A 22,431-nucleotide genomic window follows, 5' to 3' on the forward strand; every position below is an offset into this window, starting at 1 on the left:
TATGAATAATCGTGTAGTAATTACTGGAATGGGTGCTGTTACACCTTTAGGAAACACAGTAGATGAATTTTGGGATGGACTTAAAGCTGGGAAAAACGGCATTGCTCCTATCACAAAATTTGATGCATCAGAAACAGGTATTACAGTTGCAGGTGAATTGAAAGATTTTGATGCAACAAAGTATATGCAACGTAAAATTTCAAAAAGAATGGATGAATTTTCTAGATATGGTGTAGCTGCAGCTGTTCAAGCATTTGAAGAGAGCGGTATTGATCGCGAAAAAACAGACATGAATCGTTTTGGGGTTATTGTTGGTTCGGGTATTGGCGGTTTGAACGCTATGCAAGACCAAATTATTAAAATGAATACAAAAGGACCACAACGTGTTGCACCTTTCTTTGTTCCTATGGCAATTGGAAATATGGCCGCTGGAAATATTTCGATTGCAATAGGCACGAAAGGAATCAATACTTCTATTGTAACGGCTTGTGCTTCTGGAAATAATTCTATTGGTGAAGCTTACCGCAATATCAAACACGGTTACTCAGATGTTATTCTAGCAGGGGGATCAGAAGGAACAATCAATGAAATCGGTATTTCTGGTTTTGCTGCCTTAACTGCTCTATCAACAAGTACCGATCCAGATCGTGCTTCGATTCCTTTTGATAAAGAACGTAATGGATTTGTAATGGGTGAAGGTGCTGGCGTATTGATGATGGAAAGTTTGGATCATGCATTAGATCGTAATGCAACAATTTATGCTGAAATCGTAGGATATGGTTCAACTGGAGACGGGTACCATATGACTTCTCCAACACCAGACGGAAGCGGAGCTGGACGTGCGATGCAAGATGCAATGGCTGAAGCCGGTATTACACCAGCGGATGTTGGTTACATCAATGCCCACGGAACAAGTACAGGGGCTAACGATTCAGCCGAAACAATGGCGATCAAATATGCTTTTGGCGAAGAAGCAAAAAATGTTGCCATTTCAAGTACAAAGAGTATGACCGGCCACTTATTAGGTGCTGCAGGAGCTATTGAAGCTGTAGCTTGTATAAAAGCTCTTCAAGAAGGTTTTTTACCACCAACAATCGGACTTCAAGTACCTGATGAAGCTTGCGATTTAGATTACATTCCTAACGTTGGACGCAAAGCAGATATTCAATACACATTAAACAATTCTTTAGGCTTTGGCGGACACAACGCTGTAACCTGCTTTAAGAAATGGGAGGGGCAGTAAGCATGGATTTTGATCAAGTTAAGGAAATTCTCGAATTAGTTGATAAATCAGAATTAACTGAATTTGATTTGCAAATGGATAATGTAACATTACGTATGAGTAAAAATACGTCTACTCATCCATTAAGCAATCAAACGGTTCTTACTGATCAAGAAACACGATTTAATGACCCAGTACGCAAGAGAAATATCCAACACACTTCTCCTATTTTTGAAGAATCGCCTATTTCAGCACCCCTTGCTGAAATAGTTGCCGAGGGAGAAATGATTTATTCTCCTATCGTAGGTATCGTTTATACGGCACCGTCACCAGATCAGCCTGCTTTTAAAAAAGTCGGCGATAAGGTAACGATAGGTGAGACCCTTTGCATTATTGAAGCAATGAAATTAATGAACGAAATCAAAAGCGAAGTAGATGGAACAATTACTGAGATACTAATAGAAGATGAACAAGTTGTTGAATTCAATCAACCATTGTTCAGAATTGCCTAGGAGGAAAATACTAATGACAACCATGAATATTAAAGAAATCCAAGATTTGATCCCGAATCGTTACCCAATTTATTTTATTGACCGTGTGGATGAAATGATTCCCGGAGAACATGTTTTAGCTCTTAAAAATGTGACCATCAATGAAGAAATCTTTCAAGGCCATTTTCCCGGAGAACCTGTATTGCCAGGTGTCTATATTTTAGAAGCTCTTGCTCAAGCAGGATCGATTCCATTATTGACCTTAGACCGCTTCAAAGGTCAAACGGCTTACTTAGGTGGAATGAATAAAGTTAAATTCCGTAAAAAAGTTGTTCCTGGTGATCAATTGATGTTACAAGTCGACATTATTAAATTAAAAGAATACGCTGGTATCGGAAAAGCTGTAGCATACGTAGATGGCAAAAAAGTTTGCGAAGCTGAATTAACGTTCATTATTGGAAGATAAGCCTATGTTTAAAAAAATATTGATCGCCAATCGAGGAGAAATCGCTGTTCGCATTATTCGCGCTTGTCGCGAAATGGGAATTCAAACAGTTGCTGTTTATTCTGAAGCAGATCGAGATGCTTTGCACATGCAGTTAGCAGACGAAGCCATTTGTATTGGCCCGGCAAAAGCAGCTGATTCTTATTTGAATATGCAAAGTATTTTAAGTGCTGCTGTTGTGACAAACGCTCAAGCTATTCATCCAGGTTTTGGTTTCTTATCTGAAAACAGTACATTTGCGACCATGTGTAAAGAAATGAACGTTACATTCATTGGGCCAGATGCAGAAACTATTGACCAACTGGGAAATAAAGCGAATGCGCGAGCTCTTATGATTGAAGCGAACGTACCTGTTATTCCAGGAAGTGAAGGTTTTATTACCGATACTAATGAAGCTAAACAACTGGCAGATCGATTAGGTTACCCCGTAATGGTGAAAGCTGCTGCTGGTGGTGGCGGAAAAGGTATGCGAAAAGTGCTTAGAAGCGAAGAGTTAGTAACAGCTTTCAATAATGCCAAAAACGAAGCTAAAGCTGCTTTTGGCGATGATCAAATGTATATGGAAAAAATCATTGAACATGCACGTCATATTGAGGTACAATTACTAGGTGACCATTACGGAAATGTCATTCATCTGGGCGAACGCGATTGTTCTTTGCAACGCAACAATCAAAAGGTGATTGAAGAGTCACCTTCTGTTGCGATTAATGACGAACAACGAAAGAAGCTTGGAGAAACGGCTGTACGTGCTGCAAAGTCAGTTGGTTACAAAAATGCTGGGACGATTGAATTTTTACTAGATCAAAACGGCGAGTTCTATTTCATGGAAATGAACACGCGGATTCAAGTTGAACACCCGGTAACGGAAATGGCCACTGAGATCGATATTGTTAAAGAACAACTAATGATTGCAAGTGGAGCAGAATTATCGATCAAACAAAGCGATGTCCGTTTGACTGGTCACACGATCGAATGTCGCATCAACGCTGAAAATCCTGCTTTTAATTTTGCGCCTTCACCTGGTACGATACAGTACTTAATGATGCCTAGTGGTGGAAATGGATTGAGAGTCGATAGTGCAATGTTTGCTGGAGCAGATATTCCACCGTATTACGATGCGATGATTGCAAAAATCATTACAAAAGGTGCAAATCGTACTGAAGCAATCGCTAAGATGCAACGGGCTTTAGGCGAAATGGTCATCGATGGGATTATCAGCAATCAATTTTTCCAAGAAGATCTATTAATGGATCAAAGATTTGTTAATGGAGAATATGATACAAGCTTTTTACAAGATGTCTTTCTGAAAGAATGGGAACCTCGTATTGAATAAACTTGTTTTGGAATAAAAAGAACAATCTCATTCAAAAAGCAGCAAATAAAAGAGGTGACAATATGCAGTTATTTAAAAAAAGAGCGTATATTCCAATTACTAAACACACACAGATCGATGAAGAACAGGATGCCCCAATGGTACCGGATGGTATGTTTGCGCAATGTCCTAGTTGTAAAAAAGCTATTTATACAAAAGATTTAGGGACACAAAAGATTTGTCCAGAATGCGGGTATACTTTTAGGATCCGAGCTCAAAAACGGATCCAACTAACGCTCGATGATGGCAGTTTTGAAGAATGGAATCAAGATATTCCATTCGAAAACCCTCTTAATTTTCCGGATTATGATAAAAAAATTAAAAAAGCTCAAATGAATACTGATCTTCATGAAGCTGTACTAACCGGAAAAGGATCGATTGATGGATTGGAAACAGCTATTTGTGTGATGGATTCTCATTTCATAATGGGAAGTATGGGAAAAGTAGTTGGTGAAAAAATTACAAGAACATTTGAAAGAGCTACTGATGAAAAACTGCCGGTTGTTATCTTTACTGCCTCTGGTGGAGCCAGAATGCAAGAAAGTATCTTATCGTTGATGCAAATGGCAAAAATAAGCGGAGCTGTTGCACGACATAGTGATGCTGGGCTTTTATATGTCACTGTATTAACCGATCCGACAACTGGTGGTGTAACGGCCAGTTTTGCTATGCAGGGAGATATTATTTTATCTGAACCTCAAGCTTTAGTTGGTTTTGCGGGAAGACGTGTTATTGAACAAACCATAAAAGAAGAACTGCCTGATGATTTTCAGCTTGCAGAGTCGGTTTTAGAAAATGGCTTTATTGATAAAATCGTGTTAAGAAGAGACTTGAAAGAAACCTTGAGTCAAATTTTACGCATCCATCAATAGATTTTTCTTGTACGTATTTTTATAAAGAAGGTGAACGAGTTGAAAGAAGCTATGGAAATCGTTGCTTTATCTAGAAAAACATCACGATTAACCGCTTTAGAAATGATGGAATCCGTTTTTAGCGATTTTATTGAATTCCATGGCGATCGTTCTTTTCATGATGACAAAGCAATTGTAGGTGGAATAGCTACGTTAAATGGACAATCAGTGACTGTCATCGGGAACCAAAAAGGGCATGATATAAAAGAAAATATTTTGCGTAATTTTGGATCTCCTCATCCTGAAGGTTATCGAAAAGCATTGCGTTTAATGAAACAAGCCGAAAAATTTCATCGACCTGTCTTGACTTTCATTAATACTGCTGGAGCTTACTGTGGCGTTGAAGCCGAAGAACGTGGGCAAGGAGAAGCTATTGCACGTAATTTAATCGAAATGAGTAAATTAAAAGTGCCTATCCTGTCTATTATTATTGGTGAAGGTGGTAGTGGCGGAGCTTTAGCTTTAGCTATGGGGAATCAAGTATGGATGATGGAACATACGATGTATTCCGTTCTTTCTCCTGAAGGTTTTTCTTCTATATTATGGAAAAATTCATCCAGATCGAAAGAAGCAGCTGAGTTGATGAAATTGACTGCTCAAGATTTATTAGGTCTTGATGTGATTGACTTTATTTTACCGGAAACCAATAAAAAAGGCTTATTGTCTCATGAGCATATTATTAAAAATATGCGAAAGAATATTGGTCTGGCTTTGAAAGAACTTTCTGCAAAAACACCAGAACAACTCGTTGAAGAACGCTACCAACGGTTTAGAAAATATTGATTTTTATTTGCTAATAAAAGGATAGAAAAGCAGATTGCCTGCTTTTCTATCCTTTTTGGTTCTACGTCAAATTATGTGGACGAGTTTTACCAAAAGTGAGTATAGAACAACTTGTGTTTAATATTTCAAAAAAATTCTTATGGAATAGACGGGTTAGCTTGTAAGCCATGAGGGCCACATGAAGCCTGAAAAACATGGTCTTAAGGCTTTCAAGCCTCAACAGGCCATAATTGCTGAAGCGTTGACGCCCTGTTAGTCGCAGTGAATCTAGCACACGGCTACAAGCAACCCTATTCCGCCAGAATTTTTGGGTGAGTGATTTCATTCATTTATCTACACAAAAAATTATACAGCCGTTTTTTTAGCATCACTAAATAGAATAGTTAGCCATTTAGTATTATAAAGTCTATCATTTTATGGGAAATTCTATTTATAAAAAAGACTTTAGCCTATAATTACTATCCTTAATTAAAGAATTGTATGCTAAAATAGAACTAATTGAAGCATGCAATGCAATAAGCAACGATTGACGATACGAATGCAGGAGAGTGACACTATGGGAGAAACAGTACCCTTTCCAAAAAATTATGAATGGTATAGAAAAGAGGCAATGGAATGTTTTTTAACAGGGAGAATGGAAGAAGCTGTTCCATTCTTTGAGGAAGCCTATCGATTAGAACAGGATGAGTTGTTAAATACAAATTACACAACTGCATTATACCAAATTGGAGACTACCAAAAAGCAAAAGAAATAGCAGATGATAAATACTCTTTTTATGAAAAGGAAGAATCACTAGCTATTTTCTATACCGCCATTTTAATAAAGTGCCATTTATTTCTCCAAGCTGAACAAGTCCTTTTACTGCGTAAAAAAAAGTATGTGTCAAAAGATACTGCTGAAGAAAACTGGATAGCCGTTCAAGAAATGTTAGAAGAAGAACAGACTAAAATTGCGTTCGAAAAACAAAAAAAAATCCAATATTTAATAAAAGAATCTTACTCTTTAGGAAACAAATCTTTTGCGGAACAGTCTGCTATTATGAAAGAATTGGAAGAAATTCCACTAGAACCTTTTATTGAAGCGGTAAAACCAATTTTATCAAATCCTTTTGTTAATGGCATCATTAAAGCGACGGCTATAGAGCGTCTAGCTGTGGAACATGTAGCGGGTTGTTTTGATATTTATTGGATGAAAGAAAAAAGAACGATCCAACCTACAATATTAACATCAATTGAAAATCATAAAATCGTTCAAAAAGTGATGTCTTTGTTATCTGAACGGGTGGAACAAAACGATCCTTCTTTGTATCAAGCTATGGTTCAAGAAGCTTCTCTCCATTTCTTTATGCTTTACCCATTCATTGATGAAGTTATTACTTCTCCACTAAAATGGGTTGAACTGTATCAAAAGCGGTATGATAATTTTTATCAAGTAAACAGTGAATCTAATTCTGATACTAAAAAGATGGAAGAGTGGATGCATAAGATCGATCAAGAGCTAATCGATTTGAATTAATCGGTTTTTAGGTGGATAGATTGAAACTAGAATAAGAGGTCGAGCTGTTTTACCCTTAATTCGTTGTTTTTTATTTACAAATTTCTGCCTTTAGTGTACTATTGATTAGTATGCAATTGCTTTTTATTGCGAAAAATTGAGTGTTTCGGAGGGAAATATAATATGACTGCAAAATGGGAAAAAAAAGGTACTAACGATGGTGTCTTAACATTTGAAATTTCAGAAGAAAAAATTAAAGAAGGCTTAGATACAGCTTTTAACAAAGTTAAATCTACTATAAGCGTACCAGGGTTCCGTAAAGGAAAAGTTCCTCGTACAATTTTCAACAAACAATATGGTGAAGAAGCTTTATATGAAGATGCTTTGAATGCTGTATTACCTGAAGCATATGATGCTGCAGTAGTAGAAGCTGGACTTGATCCTGTTTCACAACCAAAAATCGATGTTAAATCAATGGAAAAAGGTGAACCTTGGGTTATTGAAGCTGAAGTCACTGTGAAACCTGAAGTTAAATTAGGTGAATACAAAGGATTAACCGTTGAAAAGCAAGATCGTGAAGTAACAGATGAAGATGTTGAAAAAGATCTTGAAGCAAAACGTGCTGCACAAGCTGAATTAGTATTAAAAGAAGATGCTGCAGTTAACGGCGACACAGTTGTTATTGATTATGAAGGATTCAAAGACGGCGTTGTTTTCGAAGGCGGCAAAGGCGAAAATCATTCATTAGAATTAGGTTCAAACTCATTCATTCCAGGTTTTGAAGAAAAACTTGTTGGTGTTAAAGCTGAAGATGAATTAGACGTTGATCTAACTTTCCCTGAAGATTACCATGCTGAAGACTTAAAGGGTGCTGCTGTAACCTTTAAAGTAAAAGTTCACGAAGTTAAAGCGAAAGAATTACCAGCATTAGATGATGAATTTGCTAAAGATGTGGATGAAGAAGTTGAAACATTAGCAGCATTAAAAGAAAAAATGAAAACTCAATTAACTGAAGCTAAAACTGCTGCTGCAGATGAAGCAATTGAAGAAGCAGCAATTCGTCAAGCAGTCGATAATTCAACAATTGAAGATCTTCCATGGGCTATGGTTCATGATGAAGTTCACCGTCAAATGGATGCATTCCTAAATGACATGAAACGTCAAGGTGTTGAGCCTGAAATGTACTACCAAATTACGGGTACTACAGAAAAAGATCTACACAAACAAATGGAAGCTGATGCTGATTTAAGAACTCGCACAAACTTAGTTCTAGAAGCAATCGTTGAAGCAGAAAAATTTGAAACTTCAGAAGAAGAAGTAAATGAAGAAATCAACAACTTAGGCGAACAATATGGTATGGACGAAAAAGCTGTCCGTGCTGCATTGACTCCAGAAATGTTGAAACATGATATTTCAATGAAAAAAGCCATTGATTTAATCACTGAAACAGCTAAAGAACAATAATTCCTGATTCACTACTGCTAAATAGAAATATTAAAAAGAAAGGACTTCAAAAAGGAATACCTTTTGAAGTTCTTTCCTTTTGGCTAAATAGAAGTAGTTTAAATCATAGCATTAAGGAAAATATTGTGCTATGCTATTTAAGATTTGAACGATTCTCATTGTATTATGAGAGACAAATCTGCTACTATTGTAAGTGGTATGAATGAGAGTAGAGGTGGACACAAATGTTTAATGATGAAGAAGTAAAAGGTCCTGTGAGCTGTTCATTTTGTGGGAAGTCACAAGATCAAGTTAAAAAAATTGTTGCTGGTCCAGGTGTATATATTTGTAATGAATGTATTGACTTATGTAAGGAAATCATTGACGAAGAATTTGGTGATGCTGGGTATGGGGAATTTTTAGAAGTACCTAAACCTCATGAAATCAGAGGAATATTAAATGATTATGTTATCGGACAAGAACAAGCCAAAAAATCATTATCTGTAGCAGTCTACAACCACTATAAGCGTGTTAATCAAATTGGTGGAGACGAAAAAGATGATATAGAATTACAAAAAAGTAATATTTGTTTGATTGGTCCAACCGGATCAGGGAAAACTTTCCTTGCGCAAAGTTTGGCTCGTATCTTGAATGTTCCATTTGCAATTGCAGATGCTACAAGTTTAACAGAAGCTGGTTATGTTGGTGAAGATGTTGAAAATATTCTTCTAAAACTAATGCAAGCAGCTGACTATGATGTTGAAAAAGCTCAAAAAGGAATTATTTATATCGATGAAATCGATAAGATTGCTCGCAAAGGCGAAAATGTGTCGATTACACGTGATGTAAGTGGCGAAGGTGTGCAACAAGCCTTGCTTAAAATTTTAGAAGGTACCGTTGCGAATATTCCTCCACAAGGTGGTAGAAAACACCCTCATCAAGAGTTTATCCAATTAGACACAAGCAATATTTTATTTATTGTAGGTGGAGCTTTTGACGGGATCGAAACGATTGTTAAAAATCGTATGGGAGAAAAAGTGATTGGTTTTGGTTCTGCTAAGAAAAAATTAGAAGAAGGCCAAAGTGTTATGCAAAAAATCATCCCAGAAGATTTGTTGAAATTTGGATTGATTCCTGAATTCATCGGACGTTTACCAGTAATGGCTGCGTTAGAAAAATTGACTGAAGAAGATTTAATTCACATTTTAACCAAACCTAAAAATGCTCTTGTAAAACAATACAAAAAATTATTAAGTTTGGATGAAGTTGAGCTAGAATTTGAAGAGGAATCTTTAACAGAGATTGCTAAAAAAGCTATTGAGCGCAACACTGGGGCCCGTGGTTTACGTTCCATCATTGAAACAATTATGCTAGAAATTATGTTTGATCTACCAAGTCGTCCAGAAATCGTTAAATGTGTGATCACAAAGGATACAGTTAGTGGTTCAGGTCTGCCAGATTTCTTTGATATTGAAGGCAAAAAAATCAACTGATTTTGGTTAAATTGCAATTTCTACCAATCAAATAGAACGATAAACGGAGTTGGGACAAGTTATTTTGTCTCAGCTCTGTTTGTCTATTCGACTAAGTGCTGAGATTCTCATCACAAAACTAAGAATGATTTGAATTTAAAATGTCATTGATTGTATTAATATGTTAAAATGATAAAAGAATTTATATTTAGAGATGGAGATTAGAAAATGAAAGTAAATAAAGCTGATATTGTCATCAGTGCGGTTTCGCCTGCACAATATCCAAATACAGGGTTACCTGAGATAGCTTTAGCAGGGCGCTCAAATGTTGGGAAATCATCATTTATCAATACGTTGATCAACCGAAAAGGGCTAGCTAGAACTTCAGGAAAACCAGGAAAAACTCAAACATTAAATTATTATATTATAGAAGATAGTTTTTATTTCGTGGATGTTCCGGGTTATGGGTATGCTAAAGTATCGAAAACAGAACGAGCAAAATGGGGACAAATGCTTGAAACTTACTTTACTCAAAGAGAGCCTTTAAAAGTAGCACTCTCAATCGTGGATTTAAGACACCCACCAACAGATGACGATGTACAAATGTATGAGTTTTTAAAATACCATTCTATTCCGGTTATCGTAGTTGCTACAAAAGCAGATAAAATTCCAAGAGGAAAATGGAACAAACACATAAAAATCGTTAAAGATAAATTGAACTTAAGAGAAGAAGATGATTTTGTTCTTTTTTCTTCTGAAACAGGAGAAGGAAAAGAAAAAGCATGGAGTCTGATCGAATCTTATATTAAAAGCTGATTTTTTCTCGAAGCAACATAAGCAAGTTTAGAAAAATTGATAGGACAACTTTAGAAAGGATAGAACGGAATTTGAATTCTATCTTTTCTATTTATTATCAATTAGAATGATGAAAATAAGAGGATGGTACTATTGAAAATCTTATTATATGGGATCAGTCACAAAACGACGCCAATTGAAATTAGAGAAAACTACACAATTGAAGAACAAAAAATCCCCGAACAACTTGCTGAAATCAAATCGTTTTCAGGCGTTGAAGAAGCGGTGATTCTTTCAACGTGCAATCGCACAGAATACTATCTTTATATTGATCAAAATACTTTTATGCATGGTGAGATGCTTCGCTACCTTTCAAATTATACTGGATATGAAATTTCTGAAGTGATATCTACAAGTTATGGAAAGTCGAATTATGAAGCTGCTGAACATCTTTTTAGTGTAGCTACGGGACTTGATTCGTTGATCATTGGAGAGACTCAAATACTAAGTCAAGTGAAACAAGCTTTTGCTTTTGCTATTGCTCAGAAGACATCTGGTCCAATTCTAAATTCTTTATTTAATAAAGCTATTTCTTTTTCTAAAAAAATGCATACTAAAACGAACTTAGACCAATTATCTTTTAACCCTGGGACGGCTGCTGTCAAAATATATAAAGAAGAATGGCAAAGTATAACTGACAAGCGGTTTCTTTTGATTGGGACAGGAAAAATGATTCAATTAACAGCAAAAACGTTATTTTATCAAGGGGCAACTCACATAACACTGACTGGTCGCAATGAACAAAAAGTTAAGGATCTAGAGCACGAATTAAATTTATGGGCACAAGCAATTCTCCATACAGATGTGTTAAATCGCTATTTTTTTACAGCTGATTTTAACCATCTACCAATGTCTATAGCTGTTGCCGATGGTATAATTGCGGCTACTAAAGCACAGTATCACCTAATAACAGAAAAAACAATTGAAGAAATGGCCGCTATTCGTTTAACTATGAAAAAGCAACTATTCATGGATTTTTCTGTTCCAAGAAATATTGAACCCAGCATCCAATATATTGACGGTATTCAAGTTTTTGATATGGATCAAATTAGTTTTCGTTTAGAGAAAGTTGATTTGGATAAAGAAAAAATCGTTAGAAAAATTGCAGTGGATCTAAATGAAGAAGTAGCAGCCTTTAAGCATTGGTTTAAAGAAAGAAATGCCGTTCCTTATTTAGACGAACTAAATGAACATGTGCTAGAATTAAAAGAGAAGACATTATCCAGTTTAGAGAGAAAATTACCTGAATTAACTACTCATCAAATTCTTTTGATCGACAAACATATGCATAGTATGATCAATCAAATGAAGCGAAAACCAATTGAATCATTAAAAGAATTTGCTAGGAAAAATGCTTCAAAAGAATCGAAAAATGATTTAAAAGTATTCGCCGAAGCATTAGGGATCTCAGTTGAATTAGACGACACAGAACAATCATCTGAAGTACTTGCGGCAGAAAGTCAGGGGATCAGCATTGAGAGTAACGACACAATCTGAAAAAGCTTTTGAAAAAGCACTAAATTTAATGCCTGGAGGAGTAAGCAGTCCTGTAAGAGCATTTAAATCGGTAGATGTACCTCCTGTATTTATTCAAAAAGGTAAAGGAAGCCATATTACTGATATAGATGGCAATGACTACATTGATTATGTCTTAGGATGGGGACCGTTGATCCTAGGTCATGCAAATGATCAGGTCATACATGAAATTCAACGTGCAGCAGGTCTTGGAACCAGTTTTGGTATGCCAACTCTTCTAGAGAATCAATTAGCAGAATTGGTGATTCAACGTGTACCTTCTGTCGAAATGGTTCGTTTTGTAAATTCTGGCACAGAAGCAACGATGAGTGCGTTACGTTTGGCTAGAGGTTTTACACGCAGAGATAAAATAGTGAAGTTAGAAGGAAGTTACCATGGTCATGAGGATGCCTTATTAGTAAAAGTTGGCTCTGGCGTTGCGACGCTAGGATTACCAGATTCACCCGGAGTTCCAAAAAGTACTACATCAAATACTCTGGTTACACCTTATAATGATTTAGAAGCAATCACAGAGCTTTTCCAAGCTTATCCTGGTGAAATTGCAGCTGTCATTGTAGAACCTGTAGCGGGAAATATGGGCGTTATACCACCCTTGAAAGGTTTTCTAGAAGGCTTACGTTCTTTAACAGAAAATGATGGAGCTTTATTGATATTTGATGAAGTCATGTCTGGTTTTAGAGTAGGTTATCATAGTGCACAAGGGTATTATAACGTATTACCAGACTTAACTTGTTTAGGTAAAGTTATTGGTGGAGGCGTACCCGTAGGAGCCTACGGTGGTAGGAGAGACATCATGGAGCATATTGCGCCAGCAGGAAGTGTCTATCAAGCGGGTACCTTATCTGGAAATCCTATAGCGATGTCTGCAGGAATTGCTACACTATCTCAACTAACTGAAGAAGATTATCTTTATTTTGAGATCTTAGGGGATAAATTAGAAAAAGAGATCATTTCACTAAGTGCTTTATACGACGTTCCCATCACCGTCAATCGTGCTGGTAGCATGATTGGATTATTCTTTAATAAAGGACCTGTGACTAACTATCAGCAAAGCAAAGCAAGTAATACAGTTTCTTTTGCTGACTACTATAGAGAAATGATCAATCATGGCATCTTGCTGCCTCCTTCTCAATTTGAAGGACTTTTCTTATCGACTACCCACACAATAGAGGATATCGAAAAAACATTAGAAGCTATGGAAGCAAGTTTTAAAGTGTTAAAAGCTGTAGAATAAAGAAACTAAAGGAGTTATTTCTAAAATGGAATTTAATGAGTATCAGAAGTTAGCTAACCGCACTTTATATGGAAATGAACAAGTTTTGACTAATTGTGCTTTAGGAGTAGCCAGTGAAGCCGGTGAGCTAGTTGATTTAGTCAAAAAGTATACTTTTCATGGTCATGATTTAGATAAAAAAGAACTAACCAAAGAACTTGGAGATGTTTTATGGTACTTATCACAAATTGCGGAATGGGCAGATATTCCTTTTGAAGAAGCAGCTGTACAAAATATTGAAAAATTGAAAAAACGTTACCCGGATGGATTTTCTGAAGATAGAAGCCGTAATCGGGTTAAATGACAAAAAAGAAACATTGAATGATGATCACATTCAATGTTTCTTTTTTTTGTCATTTTTTTCTAAAGAAGCAGTTTTTTCATTTTCATCTAAAAGAGCGTTTGTTTCAAGTTTGGGAATGATGATGTCTTCCTCAGGGTCGATAGCGAATTGACTAAACAAATCATCTAAACTTGTTTCTGCTTTATGAATTAGTCCCATAAGAAACCTCCTTTTTCGTCTATTCTTATAGTAGCGCCAATTTTAAAATAAAACAATCCTTTATTAAAAATTTATTAAAACCTAATATATACATAATATTATGCATTAAATCAAGCTAATAGCATAAATAAGTAAATATTATTAAAAAATGTTGTATAAATATTCTGCATCTGTTATTATAATTTATAAGTTAAAGAGTAGATACGATTAGAAAAGGGGAAGAAAGATGAAAAAGAAATCATTATATTTAGTTATACTTAGTTTAATAACTGTTTTCGGGCTATTTATGCCAGTCGAAACTGTAGCTGCTGCTGATACAGCTTTAGAAGATATTCAAAATAAAGGAACGTTGGTTGTAGGGACTAGTGCTGATTTTCCACCATACGAATTTCATGCTGTAGTCGATGGAGTAGATACAATAGTCGGAATGGATATTTCGATTGCTCAAAAAATTGCAACTGATTTAGGTGTAGAATTAGAAATCGAGGATATCGGTTTCGATAGTCTTTTGCCCGCCTTAGAATCAGAAAAAATAGATATAGTTATTTCTGGTATGAGTCCAACTGAGGAACGTAAGCAAAGTGTTGATTTCTCCAATGTTTATTATACGGGAGGACAAAATATTGTTGTAAGAGAAACAGATAAAGATATTTATACAAGTACTGATGATCTAGCAGAAATGAAAGTTGGTGTTCAAACAGGTTCTCTTCAAGAATCAATTGCTCAAGAACAAATGCCTGATTCAGAACTGCTTAGCTTATCTAAAATCACCGATCTTATTTTAGCATTAAAGACAAATAAAATTGAAGCCATTTTAATGGAAAAACCGAGTGCAGATGCTTACATAGGCAGTGATGCTCAATTACTAACATTTGATGGGGGCTTCGTTTTAGAAGAAGGAGAGCAAGGAACGGCAATTGCTTTTAAACAAGACACAGAGTCATTGGTAGATGCTGTAAATACTTCTTTAACAGAAATTGAAGAACAAGATTTAATTTCTGGTTATTTAGCAGAAGCCGGAACTTATTTACAAGATGCACAACAAGATACTGATGCAGATGTAGAAACAGATAGTAACAACAGCATTTTTAATTATTGGAGATACTTTTTAAATGGTACCGGGTATACAATTCTAATTTCAGTTGTGAGTGTCTTTTTTGGTTCAATATTAGGGGTTATTTTATCCTTTATGAGAATGAGTAAAAATAAAATCATGAAATTTGTAGCCACTGCTTATGTTGAATTTGTTCGTGGAACACCTATGCTGATACAAGTTATGTTTATCTATTTCGCAGTCGGTTACCTGATAAATATTCCAGCATTAGCATCAGGGATCATCGCTGTTTCCTTAAATAGTGCAGCCTATATTTGTGAAATTATTCGTTCTGGTTTAAATTCAGTACCTAAAGGGCAAGCTGAAGCTGCAAGAAGTTTAGGTATGAGTCAAAAAATCTCCATGCGTCAAATTATTTTCCCTCAAGCACTTAAAAACATTTGGCCAGCTTTGGGAAATGAATTTATTACCGTTATTAAAGAAAGTTCAATTGTTTCTATTATTGGTGTAAGTGATTTGATCTTCCAAACAAGAGTTGTAACATCCGTTTCATATAGAGGAGTTGCTCCATTAGTGGTTACAATGATCATCTACTTTATTTTAACATTTAGTTTGACTAAGCTATTAAATCACTATGAAGGGAAGATGAATCATGATTAAAATAAATCATTTAAAAAAAGCATTTGGCGATAATGAGGTATTAACAGATATCAATCAAGAAATAAAAAAAGGAGAAGTAGTGGTGATCATAGGTCCTTCAGGATCAGGAAAAAGCACATTGCTTCGCTGTTTAAATCTGTTGGAAATACCAACAAGTGGAGAAATCACTTTTGATGGAACGGCTTTAACTGGCTTAAATGAATCAAAAATGAATCAACTACGTGAAAAAATGGGAATGGTATTTCAAAGTTTTAATTTATTCCCTCATATGACTGTTTTAGAAAATTTGAAAGTAGCACCTATAAAAGTAAAAGGATTAACCCCAGAAGATGCTCATACAACAGCAATCAAACTATTAGAACAAGTTGGCTTATCAGATAAAGCTGAAGCATATCCTGCCAGTTTATCCGGTGGACAACAACAAAGGGTCGCAATTGCGCGCGCTTTAGCCATGAATCCAGATGTCATGCTGTTTGATGAACCCACTTCAGCATTAGATCCTGAAATGGTAGGAGAAGTGCTGAAGGTTATGCAAGAATTAGCCGATTCAGGCATGACCATGGTTGTTGTAACTCACGAAATGGGCTTTGCAAAAGAAGTGGCTGATCGGGTACTCTTTATGGATGACGGTTACATTGTTGAAGAAGGTAAACCTGAGGAACTTTTTAGCAATCCTCAACATGAGAGAACGCAAAACTTTTTAGCTAAAATATTATAAAGAGTCAAAGGTAGGGTATTTATCAACTAAAATATATACCAAAAGGAGCTGCGATAAAAATATCGCAGCTCCTTTTCTGCTTCAAAAAAGCACTAATTTGAATCGACTTAACTATCAATTAAAGTACTTGGCTCGACATGAACTTTTGTATCAAAAACACCAAAATCAGCGGCTAAAAGATTTTCAACTTGTTCTGTTAACTCGTGGCTTCTTTTAACTGTCATTTCTGGATTAGTTTTTATAATGACCTCAACATAAATAATCGTTCCATAAGTTCTTCCTTTAATAGATTCAACTTCTAAAACTTCATGTAACGTTAGGTTAGTTTGCTGAAATTTTATTAAGCTGTTTTCATTAAAGCCATCAGATAATTCAAAAGCACTTCCTCTAAATATTTCAATAGCGATCTTTAATATAATGAGTGAAACAAAGATAGCCATTACACTATCTAACCATGCCATACTAAAATTAGAAGCAAAAATAGCAATGGCCGTCGAGAAACTGATCAAACTATCATTAAAAGTATCTTTCGAAACCGCTTTTAATGCCTGACTTTTGTGTTTTTTTGCTAATTTTTTATTGTACAGATAAACAGACATCAAAATAATACTTGAAAAGAGTCCTACATAGCCTGCAATTAAATCAGGAGAGGTTCTTTCGGGAGTGAAAAAATGCTGTACTCCAGAAATAAGAACCTCTAATCTAACAGCGAGCATAATGAAAGAATTTACCATGCTAGCAACCGTTTCAGCTTTCCAGTGACCGTAAGGATGATTATCATCTGGCGGCCTTCTAGCCAGCCTTAATCCTATAAGAATCGCTATTGAAGCAATGGTGTCTGTTGTATTATTCAGTCCATCAGCTCGTAAAGCACTAGAGCCTGAATAACTGGCTACGATTAGTTTTAATGTAGCAATAAATAAGTTACAATGCTGAGCAAAGCGCCACGTTCAGCATGTTTTAATTCTTCATAACGATCATTTATCATCGTCATAACTAGTTACTTCCCTTCAAAATAAGAATTGAATAGTAACAACTAGTATATGCAACGTAAAATTTTTTAGCAGGATAAAAAATAAATTTAGATCAAATACTGCAGATCCTTCAAGCTGAATTTTTTTCTGGAATGTACGGTTTTGCTTATAAAGCCATGGAAATCGCTTGAAGCGTCAACGTTCTGTTATTTGCATTGAATCCAATGCAAGGCTACAAGCAACCCTTATTCCTCCAGAAATTTGGAATGAGTAATGTAACGAATTAATTTATTTATCTCCACAAAAAAACTCATGAAAATAAATTCATGAGTTTTAATGATTTGTAATTTATTATTTAGCTGTAACTGGTTTTCTCCAGAGGCCAAGAATAACTGCTGAAATAGCAGAACCAATAGCTAACGCTACTAAGAACAAGAACCAATGATTTGAAAGTGCTACAACAAATATTCCTCCATGTGGAGCAGGGATCGTAATATCCCAGAATTGTGTCAATCCACCAGCTATAGCGGCTCCAATAATTGAAGAACCGATCGTACGTAGAGGATCAGCAGCTGCGAAAGGAATTGCACCTTCTGTAATGAATGATAATCCCATCACGTAGTTTGCTAATGCAGATTTTTTTTCATCTTCATTAAATTTATTTCTAAAGAATGTACTTGCTAAAGCGATAGCTAACGGTGGAATCATTCCACCGGCCATTACTGCAGCCATTAAGCTTCCATCACCAGTATCAGTAAAAATTCCGATAGAGAAGGCATAAGCAGCTTTATTGAAGGGACCACCCATGTCGATAGCCATCATGCCACCAAGTACAGCACCTAAGAGAACTGCATTACCTGTACCAAGATTTTCTAAGAAAGTAATCATTGCAAGATTGATAGTTGCGAAAATTGGTCCAACGATAAAGAACATTAGTCCACCAGTAATTAGTAACCCAAGAATAGGGTAGAAAAGAATTGATTTTAATCCGTTAAGCGCTTGAGGTAATCCTTTTAATCCTTTTTTCAAGGCTAGGATCGTATAACCAGCTAGGAAACCAGCTGCAAGTCCACCAAGGAAACCAGCATTACTGTTTACAGCAATCAGTCCACCAACCATACCAGGCATTAAACCAGGACGATCAGCAATACTTAATGCGATATAACCAGCTAAAATAGGAATCAAGAAGTTAAAGGCATTGCCCCCAACACCATTTAAGAATAAGAATAGTGAACTTGTATCACCTAATGTTCTTTCAACTAAGAAAGAGATAGCCAACAATATTCCTCCACCTACAACGAAAGGTAACATAGTAGAAATACCATTCATTAAATCTTTATAAACTTTGTTTACCCATGAACCAGATGCTTCTTCAGTTGATTCATCTATTTGACCATTTGATGAGTAGATAGGAGCTTGTTTGTTCATTGCTTTTGTAATCAATTCTTCTGATTTACGAATGCCATCACTAACTGGACGTTGCAACATTGGTTTTCCGTTAAAACGAGCTAATTCTACTTTTTTGTCAGCAGCAATAATAACGCCGTCAGCTCTTTTAATATCTTCAGCTGTTAAACGATTTTTAATTCCATCAGAGCCATTTGTTTCAACCTTAATTTCAACACCCATTTCAGCTGCTTTTTTCTTCAAAGAATCTTCAGCCATATAAGTGTGCGCAATGCCTGTTGGACAAGCTGTTACTGCAATAACGAATGGTCTTTTAGAATCTTGCTTTACTTCTGGAGCATTAGATGCTTCAATTTCAGCAGCAGCTTCTTTTTCTTGTATTTCTTGAGCTGCGGAAAAAAGTGACAGAACTTCATCAGCTGATTTTGCTTCTTTTAAAGATAAGACAAAGTCAGGATGAATCAGCAAGCGAGAAAGATTAGCTAGTGCTTGTAAATGAGTATCATTTGCGCCTTCTGGAGCTGCGATCATAAAGAATAAATGAGCAGGTTGACCGTCTAATGAATCATAGTCAATACCATCTGTGCTTTTAGCAAATACAACGGTTGCTTCATTTACAGCAGTTGTTTTAGCATGTGGCATAGCAATTCCGTCTCCTAGCCCTGTAGAAGTAAGAGATTCACGATGCATGATTCCTTGTTTAAACGTAGCAGCATCATTGATACGGTTATTTGCCAGTAAGCTGGCAATCATTTCATCAATAGCGCCTTCTTTTGTTGTTGCTCTTAGATTCAATATCATAGCGTCTTTAACTAATAAGTCAATAATATTCATTATTTTTCCTCCAATTTATAAAGCAATTTCTGTTACTATAACTTCTTTTAATAACGCTTCTATTTCAGATCTAGTTGCTAGATCATCAGAAAAAGCAGTAGCACTTCCAGTAGCAACACTTTTTTTGAACGCTCTTAGCGGATCTTTAGTGTCAACTAATTCTCCAATAAAACCGGCGACCATAGAATCTCCAGCTCCCACTGAATTTTTAACGATTCCTTTAGGAACAACGGCGCGATAAACCTTTTCGCCTGTGAAGAATAAAGCACCATCACCAGCCATAGAAACAAGCGCATGTTTAGCGCCTAAAGCAAGGAGTTTTTTTCCGTAAGGGATAGATTCCTCAACAGATCCAATCTCAACACCAAAAAGATCTGCTAACTCATGGTGATTCGGTTTCACTAACAAAGGTTTATGTGCTAATGCATTCAATAATTCTGTACCAGCAGTATCAATCACAAAATTCGCTTGTTTCGAAACAACTTTTGTAATCAACTCTTGATAAAAATTTTCGGATAAAGAAGGGGGCTTGTTTCCAGAAAGAATGATAATGTCCTCAGCTGTTAATGATTCTATTTGATCCATTAATTGATTTGCTTCAGCTTTTGTAATAGCTGGACCTTGCGCATTTAATTCAGTTTCAGTATCAGACTTTAACTTAACATTGATACGTGTATCGCCTTCAATAGAAACAAATTGTGTATGGACACCTTCTTTTTCCAACCAATCTGAAATGAAATTGCCAGTAAAGCCGCCGAGAAAACCTAAAGCTGTTGAAGGTTGGTTAAGGCGATTCAAAACACGTGAAACATTTATTCCTTTACCACCCGGAAGTTTTAGGTCTTTATTCATACGATTCAACGCACCTAATTGCACAGAAGGAACTTGTACAATGTAGTCGATCGATGGATTCAGTGTTACAGTATAGATCATGATTTTACCTCCAATATTGTTGTCTTGTTAAAATAATTTTGACGATTTTTATCGGTGAGATGATCTGTAATGATCAAAGCATCGTCGATATTACAAACCTTTACAAATGTAACTTTATTAAATTTTGTTTCATCAGCCAAAACATATGCCTTTGAGCTGTTCATCACAGCTTGCTGTTTGACTGAGGCTTCTTCTGGATCAGGAGTGGTAAACCCATAGTCTCTATCGATGCCATTCATTCCTAAAAAAGATTTCGTGAAACGGTAACGAGCTAATTGTTCAATACTTGTAGCTCCGACAATTGCTTGAGTAGTATTTTTTAGCTTCCCACCAATGAGTAAAACATCATTGTTTTGATTCGCAAGTAGGAGAGCGTGTTGAACAGCATTTGTTACAATACGGATATTTTTTTCTTTTAAAAAAGGTACCATAAAAAAAGTTGTTGATCCGGCATCCAAAAAAATAGTATCTTCATCTTCAACAAAAGAGGCTGCTAATTCAGCAATTTTCTTTTTTTTCTGGATGTTTTTGATTGCTTTCTCGCTAAGCGTTTGCTCTTGCTCCACAGTATAAACTCTTTTAGCGCCGCCATGTACACGTATAAGTTTTCCTTGTTCCTCCAACGTAGCTAGGTCACGTCGGATTGTAGACTCTGAACAATCCATTTCAATCATGAGTTCTTGAGATTTGATCACTCCATAATCGTTTAATTTTTCTGTTATGAAGTTGTAGCGTTCTTCAGTAAGCATTTTACTCCTCCAATAACGTTACTTTACCACCAAAATCAGTCAAAAGCAATCAAATATAAAACGATTTCATTATTTTTTAATTGTTCTCTCAAAAAATGAAATAACTATGAATAAATGGCTTGAGTATACCAACTAGCTTAATGAAATCAATAGATCTTTATTTAAGAGTAAATAGTCAGTATACCAATTCATATTAGAGTGAAAAAAATGCTTTGGATGAATTTGGATGATAGCTAAAAAGAGGAAAGAAATCATCTCGATTCCTTTCCTCTCTTAGCTTGTAGCTTGATTTGTTGTTAAAGATTCAATCTATTACTTTGATAGATTCGATTTTAACTTCTTGTAAAGGTTTATTAAGCGAATCTGTTTCAACTTCACTTATCGCATCGACAACATCCATTCCTTCGATTACCTGACCAAAGACTGTGTAGAGTTGATCTAGGGAAGGATAGCCACCGGATATGTAAGCATCAATTATTTCATCTGGTGTGGTAGTAGGGTCGGCTGACGCACTAACATCTAAAGGATTTTGAACGATATAAAATTGGCTGCCTATCGAAATAGGAGCATTTGTTTTAGCCATCGCTAAAGCGCCACGGATATGAAATAATTGAGGAGAAATTTCTGTTTCGAATGGGTCCCCCCAGATGCTCTCTCCGCCAGTGCCATCTCCTTTAGGGTCACCGCCTTGAATCATAAAGTCAGTTAAGACACGGTGAAAGATCGTCTCATCGTAATAGCCTTCATCACTATGAGTAATAAAATTTTCCACTGCCTTTGGAGCTAAATCAGGAAAGATTTTGGCTTTAATAGTACCTAAAGTCGTGATAATTTCAATCTCGATTTCATTTTCAACTACTTTATTAGTAAGTTGAGGGAAATCTAATTGATTTTCATCAGAAGAAGTCGCTTGAGTAAGCGAACTTTCAGGAGAAAATATGGTTGTGAAACTTGCACCGGTACTTTTTGACAGTGTATGTATCCCAAAAATCATTAAACCTGTCGCAATAATAAATAATGTAATGCCAATCAGATAGCTTTTCTTTCTTTTCACAATGCACGTCCTTATAATATATATGTTAATTTACTTAATAATAAAAAATTCAATCTTCTATATGATAGTCTAATGACATAGAAAAAGTTCCTTATAAATTGTACTACAAATGAGAGTATAATTAAATAGTTAAAATGAAATGATTAAATAATGAGTGCAAATAAAATGGTTCTCCTTTTTAATTTTGA

Annotated in this window: 21 protein-coding genes; 15 read left to right on the forward strand and 6 right to left on the reverse strand. The window is 35.7% G+C overall.

The features are described from left to right. Nucleotide 1: 1 nt before the first annotated feature. The 13 genes from fabF to BP17_RS06190 all read left to right on the forward strand — a co-directional run bounded on the left by fabF (nt 2) and on the right by BP17_RS06190 (nt 13,662). On the forward strand, nt 2-1,243 hold the full coding sequence (gene fabF / locus BP17_RS06130; protein ID WP_035052620.1) for a beta-ketoacyl-ACP synthase II: 1,242 nt from the start codon (nt 2-4) through the stop codon (nt 1,241-1,243). A 2-nt stretch (nt 1,244-1,245) separates the two neighbouring features. Further along, nucleotides 1,246-1,734 carry an acetyl-CoA carboxylase biotin carboxyl carrier protein gene (gene accB / locus BP17_RS06135; RefSeq protein ID WP_035052622.1) on the forward strand — a complete coding sequence of 163 codons (489 nt, stop codon included), beginning with the start codon at nt 1,246-1,248 and terminating at the stop codon, nt 1,732-1,734. Between the two features lie 13 nt (nt 1,735-1,747). Further along, nucleotides 1,748-2,179, forward strand: coding sequence for a 3-hydroxyacyl-ACP dehydratase FabZ (gene fabZ, locus BP17_RS06140; protein WP_035052623.1), 432 nt, complete (start codon nt 1,748-1,750; stop codon nt 2,177-2,179). Between the two features lie 4 nt (nt 2,180-2,183). Then, entirely contained in the window at nt 2,184-3,551 is a 1,368-nt protein-coding gene (locus BP17_RS06145) for an acetyl-CoA carboxylase biotin carboxylase subunit (protein WP_035052624.1), read from the forward strand. Between the two features lie 62 nt (nt 3,552-3,613). Then, entirely contained in the window at nt 3,614-4,462 is an 849-nt protein-coding gene (gene accD / locus BP17_RS06150) for an acetyl-CoA carboxylase, carboxyltransferase subunit beta (RefSeq protein WP_035052625.1), read from the forward strand. Between the two features lie 51 nt (nt 4,463-4,513). Further along, the gene (locus tag BP17_RS06155) at nt 4,514-5,284 is read left to right on the forward strand and encodes an acetyl-CoA carboxylase carboxyl transferase subunit alpha (RefSeq protein ID WP_035055191.1); all 771 of its coding nucleotides are present in this window, start codon (nt 4,514-4,516) and stop codon (nt 5,282-5,284) included. A gap of 556 nt (nt 5,285-5,840) precedes the next feature. Continuing rightward, nucleotides 5,841-6,800, forward strand: a complete 960-nt coding sequence (locus BP17_RS06160) for a hypothetical protein (protein WP_035052626.1) — start codon at nt 5,841-5,843, stop codon at nt 6,798-6,800. Nucleotides 6,801-6,962: 162 nt separating this feature from the next. Next, nucleotides 6,963-8,243, forward strand: coding sequence for a trigger factor (tig, locus tag BP17_RS06165; protein WP_035052627.1), 1,281 nt, complete (start codon nt 6,963-6,965; stop codon nt 8,241-8,243). 224 nt (nt 8,244-8,467) lie between these two features. Further along, nucleotides 8,468-9,715: an ATP-dependent protease ATP-binding subunit ClpX gene (gene clpX, locus BP17_RS06170; protein ID WP_035052628.1), complete on the forward strand. Its 1,248-nt coding sequence runs from the start codon at nt 8,468-8,470 to the stop codon at nt 9,713-9,715. 207 nt (nt 9,716-9,922) lie between these two features. Beyond that, complete coding sequence (gene yihA / locus BP17_RS06175; protein ID WP_035052630.1) at nt 9,923-10,510, forward strand: ribosome biogenesis GTP-binding protein YihA/YsxC; 588 nt, start codon at nt 9,923-9,925, stop codon at nt 10,508-10,510. Between the two features lie 123 nt (nt 10,511-10,633). Next, complete coding sequence (gene hemA / locus BP17_RS06180) at nt 10,634-12,046, forward strand: glutamyl-tRNA reductase (RefSeq protein WP_051910471.1); 1,413 nt, start codon at nt 10,634-10,636, stop codon at nt 12,044-12,046. Beyond that, a complete protein-coding gene (gene hemL / locus BP17_RS06185; RefSeq protein ID WP_035052632.1) occupies nt 12,024-13,319 on the forward strand; it encodes a glutamate-1-semialdehyde 2,1-aminomutase in 1,296 nt (431 codons plus the stop codon). Before hemA ends, hemL begins: the two co-directional genes overlap by 23 nt. A 25-nt stretch (nt 13,320-13,344) precedes the next feature. Continuing rightward, nucleotides 13,345-13,662, forward strand: a complete 318-nt coding sequence (locus BP17_RS06190; RefSeq protein ID WP_035052634.1) for a nucleoside triphosphate pyrophosphohydrolase family protein — start codon at nt 13,345-13,347, stop codon at nt 13,660-13,662. A 30-nt stretch (nt 13,663-13,692) separates the two neighbouring features. Here BP17_RS06190 and BP17_RS13535 read toward each other — a convergent pair whose 3' ends face one another. Further along, a complete protein-coding gene (locus BP17_RS13535) occupies nt 13,693-13,860 on the reverse strand; it encodes an SPJ_0845 family protein (protein ID WP_198022514.1) in 168 nt (55 codons plus the stop codon). A 226-nt stretch (nt 13,861-14,086) separates the two neighbouring features. On the opposite strand from BP17_RS13535, the gene BP17_RS06195 reads away from it, so the two are divergent. Continuing rightward, nucleotides 14,087-15,574: an ABC transporter substrate-binding protein/permease gene (locus BP17_RS06195; RefSeq protein ID WP_035052636.1), complete on the forward strand. Its 1,488-nt coding sequence runs from the start codon at nt 14,087-14,089 to the stop codon at nt 15,572-15,574. Continuing rightward, nucleotides 15,567-16,292 carry an amino acid ABC transporter ATP-binding protein gene (locus tag BP17_RS06200; RefSeq protein WP_035052637.1) on the forward strand — a complete coding sequence of 242 codons (726 nt, stop codon included), beginning with the start codon at nt 15,567-15,569 and terminating at the stop codon, nt 16,290-16,292. The genes BP17_RS06195 and BP17_RS06200 overlap by 8 nt, the downstream gene beginning before the upstream one ends. A gap of 107 nt (nt 16,293-16,399) precedes the next feature. Here the strand turns inward: BP17_RS06200 and BP17_RS13270 are convergent, their stop codons facing one another. From BP17_RS13270 to BP17_RS06225, 5 genes are all read right to left on the reverse strand, one after another. Further along, on the reverse strand, nt 16,400-17,209 hold the full coding sequence (locus BP17_RS13270; protein ID WP_332248698.1) for a cation diffusion facilitator family transporter: 810 nt from the start codon (nt 17,207-17,209) through the stop codon (nt 16,400-16,402). A gap of 408 nt (nt 17,210-17,617) precedes the next feature. Next, complete coding sequence (locus BP17_RS06210) at nt 17,618-19,507, reverse strand: PTS fructose transporter subunit IIABC (protein ID WP_035052639.1); 1,890 nt, start codon at nt 19,505-19,507, stop codon at nt 17,618-17,620. A gap of 15 nt (nt 19,508-19,522) precedes the next feature. Then, nucleotides 19,523-20,440 (reverse strand): 1-phosphofructokinase, encoded by a 918-nt coding sequence (gene pfkB, locus BP17_RS06215; protein WP_035052640.1) that lies wholly within the window; start codon nt 20,438-20,440, stop codon nt 19,523-19,525. Next, a complete protein-coding gene (locus BP17_RS06220; RefSeq protein WP_035052642.1) occupies nt 20,437-21,189 on the reverse strand; it encodes a DeoR/GlpR family DNA-binding transcription regulator in 753 nt (250 codons plus the stop codon). Before BP17_RS06220 ends, pfkB begins: the two co-directional genes overlap by 4 nt. Nucleotides 21,190-21,493: 304 nt before the next feature. After that, nucleotides 21,494-22,183 carry a peptidylprolyl isomerase gene (locus BP17_RS06225; protein WP_156956053.1) on the reverse strand — a complete coding sequence of 230 codons (690 nt, stop codon included), beginning with the start codon at nt 22,181-22,183 and terminating at the stop codon, nt 21,494-21,496. Between the last annotated feature and the right edge of the window lie 248 nt (nt 22,184-22,431).

Source organism: Carnobacterium pleistocenium FTR1 (genome assembly GCF_000744285.1).
GTDB lineage: Bacteria > Bacillota > Bacilli > Lactobacillales > Carnobacteriaceae > Carnobacterium_B > Carnobacterium_B pleistocenium.

Bases quoted from the DNA above. Each gene is read 5' to 3' on its own strand.
- BP17_RS06155 (WP_035055191.1), top strand. From the start codon at position 4,514: ATGGAAATCGTTGCTTTATCTAGAAAAACATCACGATTAACCGCTTTA.
- accD (WP_035052625.1), top strand. From the start codon at position 3,614: ATGCAGTTATTTAAAAAAAGAGCGTATATTCCAATTACTAAACACACA.
- fabF (WP_035052620.1), top strand. From the start codon at position 2: ATGAATAATCGTGTAGTAATTACTGGAATGGGTGCTGTTACACCTTTA.
- pfkB (WP_035052640.1), bottom strand. From the start codon at position 20,440: ATGATCTATACTGTAACACTGAATCCATCGATCGACTACATTGTACAA.
- BP17_RS06220 (WP_035052642.1), bottom strand. From the start codon at position 21,189: ATGCTTACTGAAGAACGCTACAACTTCATAACAGAAAAATTAAACGAT.
- yihA (WP_035052630.1), top strand. From the start codon at position 9,923: ATGAAAGTAAATAAAGCTGATATTGTCATCAGTGCGGTTTCGCCTGCA.
- BP17_RS06210 (WP_035052639.1), bottom strand. From the start codon at position 19,507: ATGAATATTATTGACTTATTAGTTAAAGACGCTATGATATTGAATCTA.
- BP17_RS06160 (WP_035052626.1), top strand. From the start codon at position 5,841: ATGGGAGAAACAGTACCCTTTCCAAAAAATTATGAATGGTATAGAAAA.
- BP17_RS06195 (WP_035052636.1), top strand. From the start codon at position 14,087: ATGAAAAAGAAATCATTATATTTAGTTATACTTAGTTTAATAACTGTT.
- clpX (WP_035052628.1), top strand. From the start codon at position 8,468: ATGTTTAATGATGAAGAAGTAAAAGGTCCTGTGAGCTGTTCATTTTGT.
- accB (WP_035052622.1), top strand. From the start codon at position 1,246: ATGGATTTTGATCAAGTTAAGGAAATTCTCGAATTAGTTGATAAATCA.
- BP17_RS06200 (WP_035052637.1), top strand. From the start codon at position 15,567: ATGATTAAAATAAATCATTTAAAAAAAGCATTTGGCGATAATGAGGTA.
- BP17_RS06190 (WP_035052634.1), top strand. From the start codon at position 13,345: ATGGAATTTAATGAGTATCAGAAGTTAGCTAACCGCACTTTATATGGA.
- hemA (WP_051910471.1), top strand. From the start codon at position 10,634: ATGGTACTATTGAAAATCTTATTATATGGGATCAGTCACAAAACGACG.
- BP17_RS13535 (WP_198022514.1), bottom strand. From the start codon at position 13,860: ATGGGACTAATTCATAAAGCAGAAACAAGTTTAGATGATTTGTTTAGT.
- fabZ (WP_035052623.1), top strand. From the start codon at position 1,748: ATGACAACCATGAATATTAAAGAAATCCAAGATTTGATCCCGAATCGT.
- tig (WP_035052627.1), top strand. From the start codon at position 6,963: ATGACTGCAAAATGGGAAAAAAAAGGTACTAACGATGGTGTCTTAACA.
- BP17_RS06225 (WP_156956053.1), bottom strand. From the start codon at position 22,183: ATGATTTTTGGGATACATACACTGTCAAAAAGTACCGGTGCAAGTTTC.
- BP17_RS06145 (WP_035052624.1), top strand. From the start codon at position 2,184: ATGTTTAAAAAAATATTGATCGCCAATCGAGGAGAAATCGCTGTTCGC.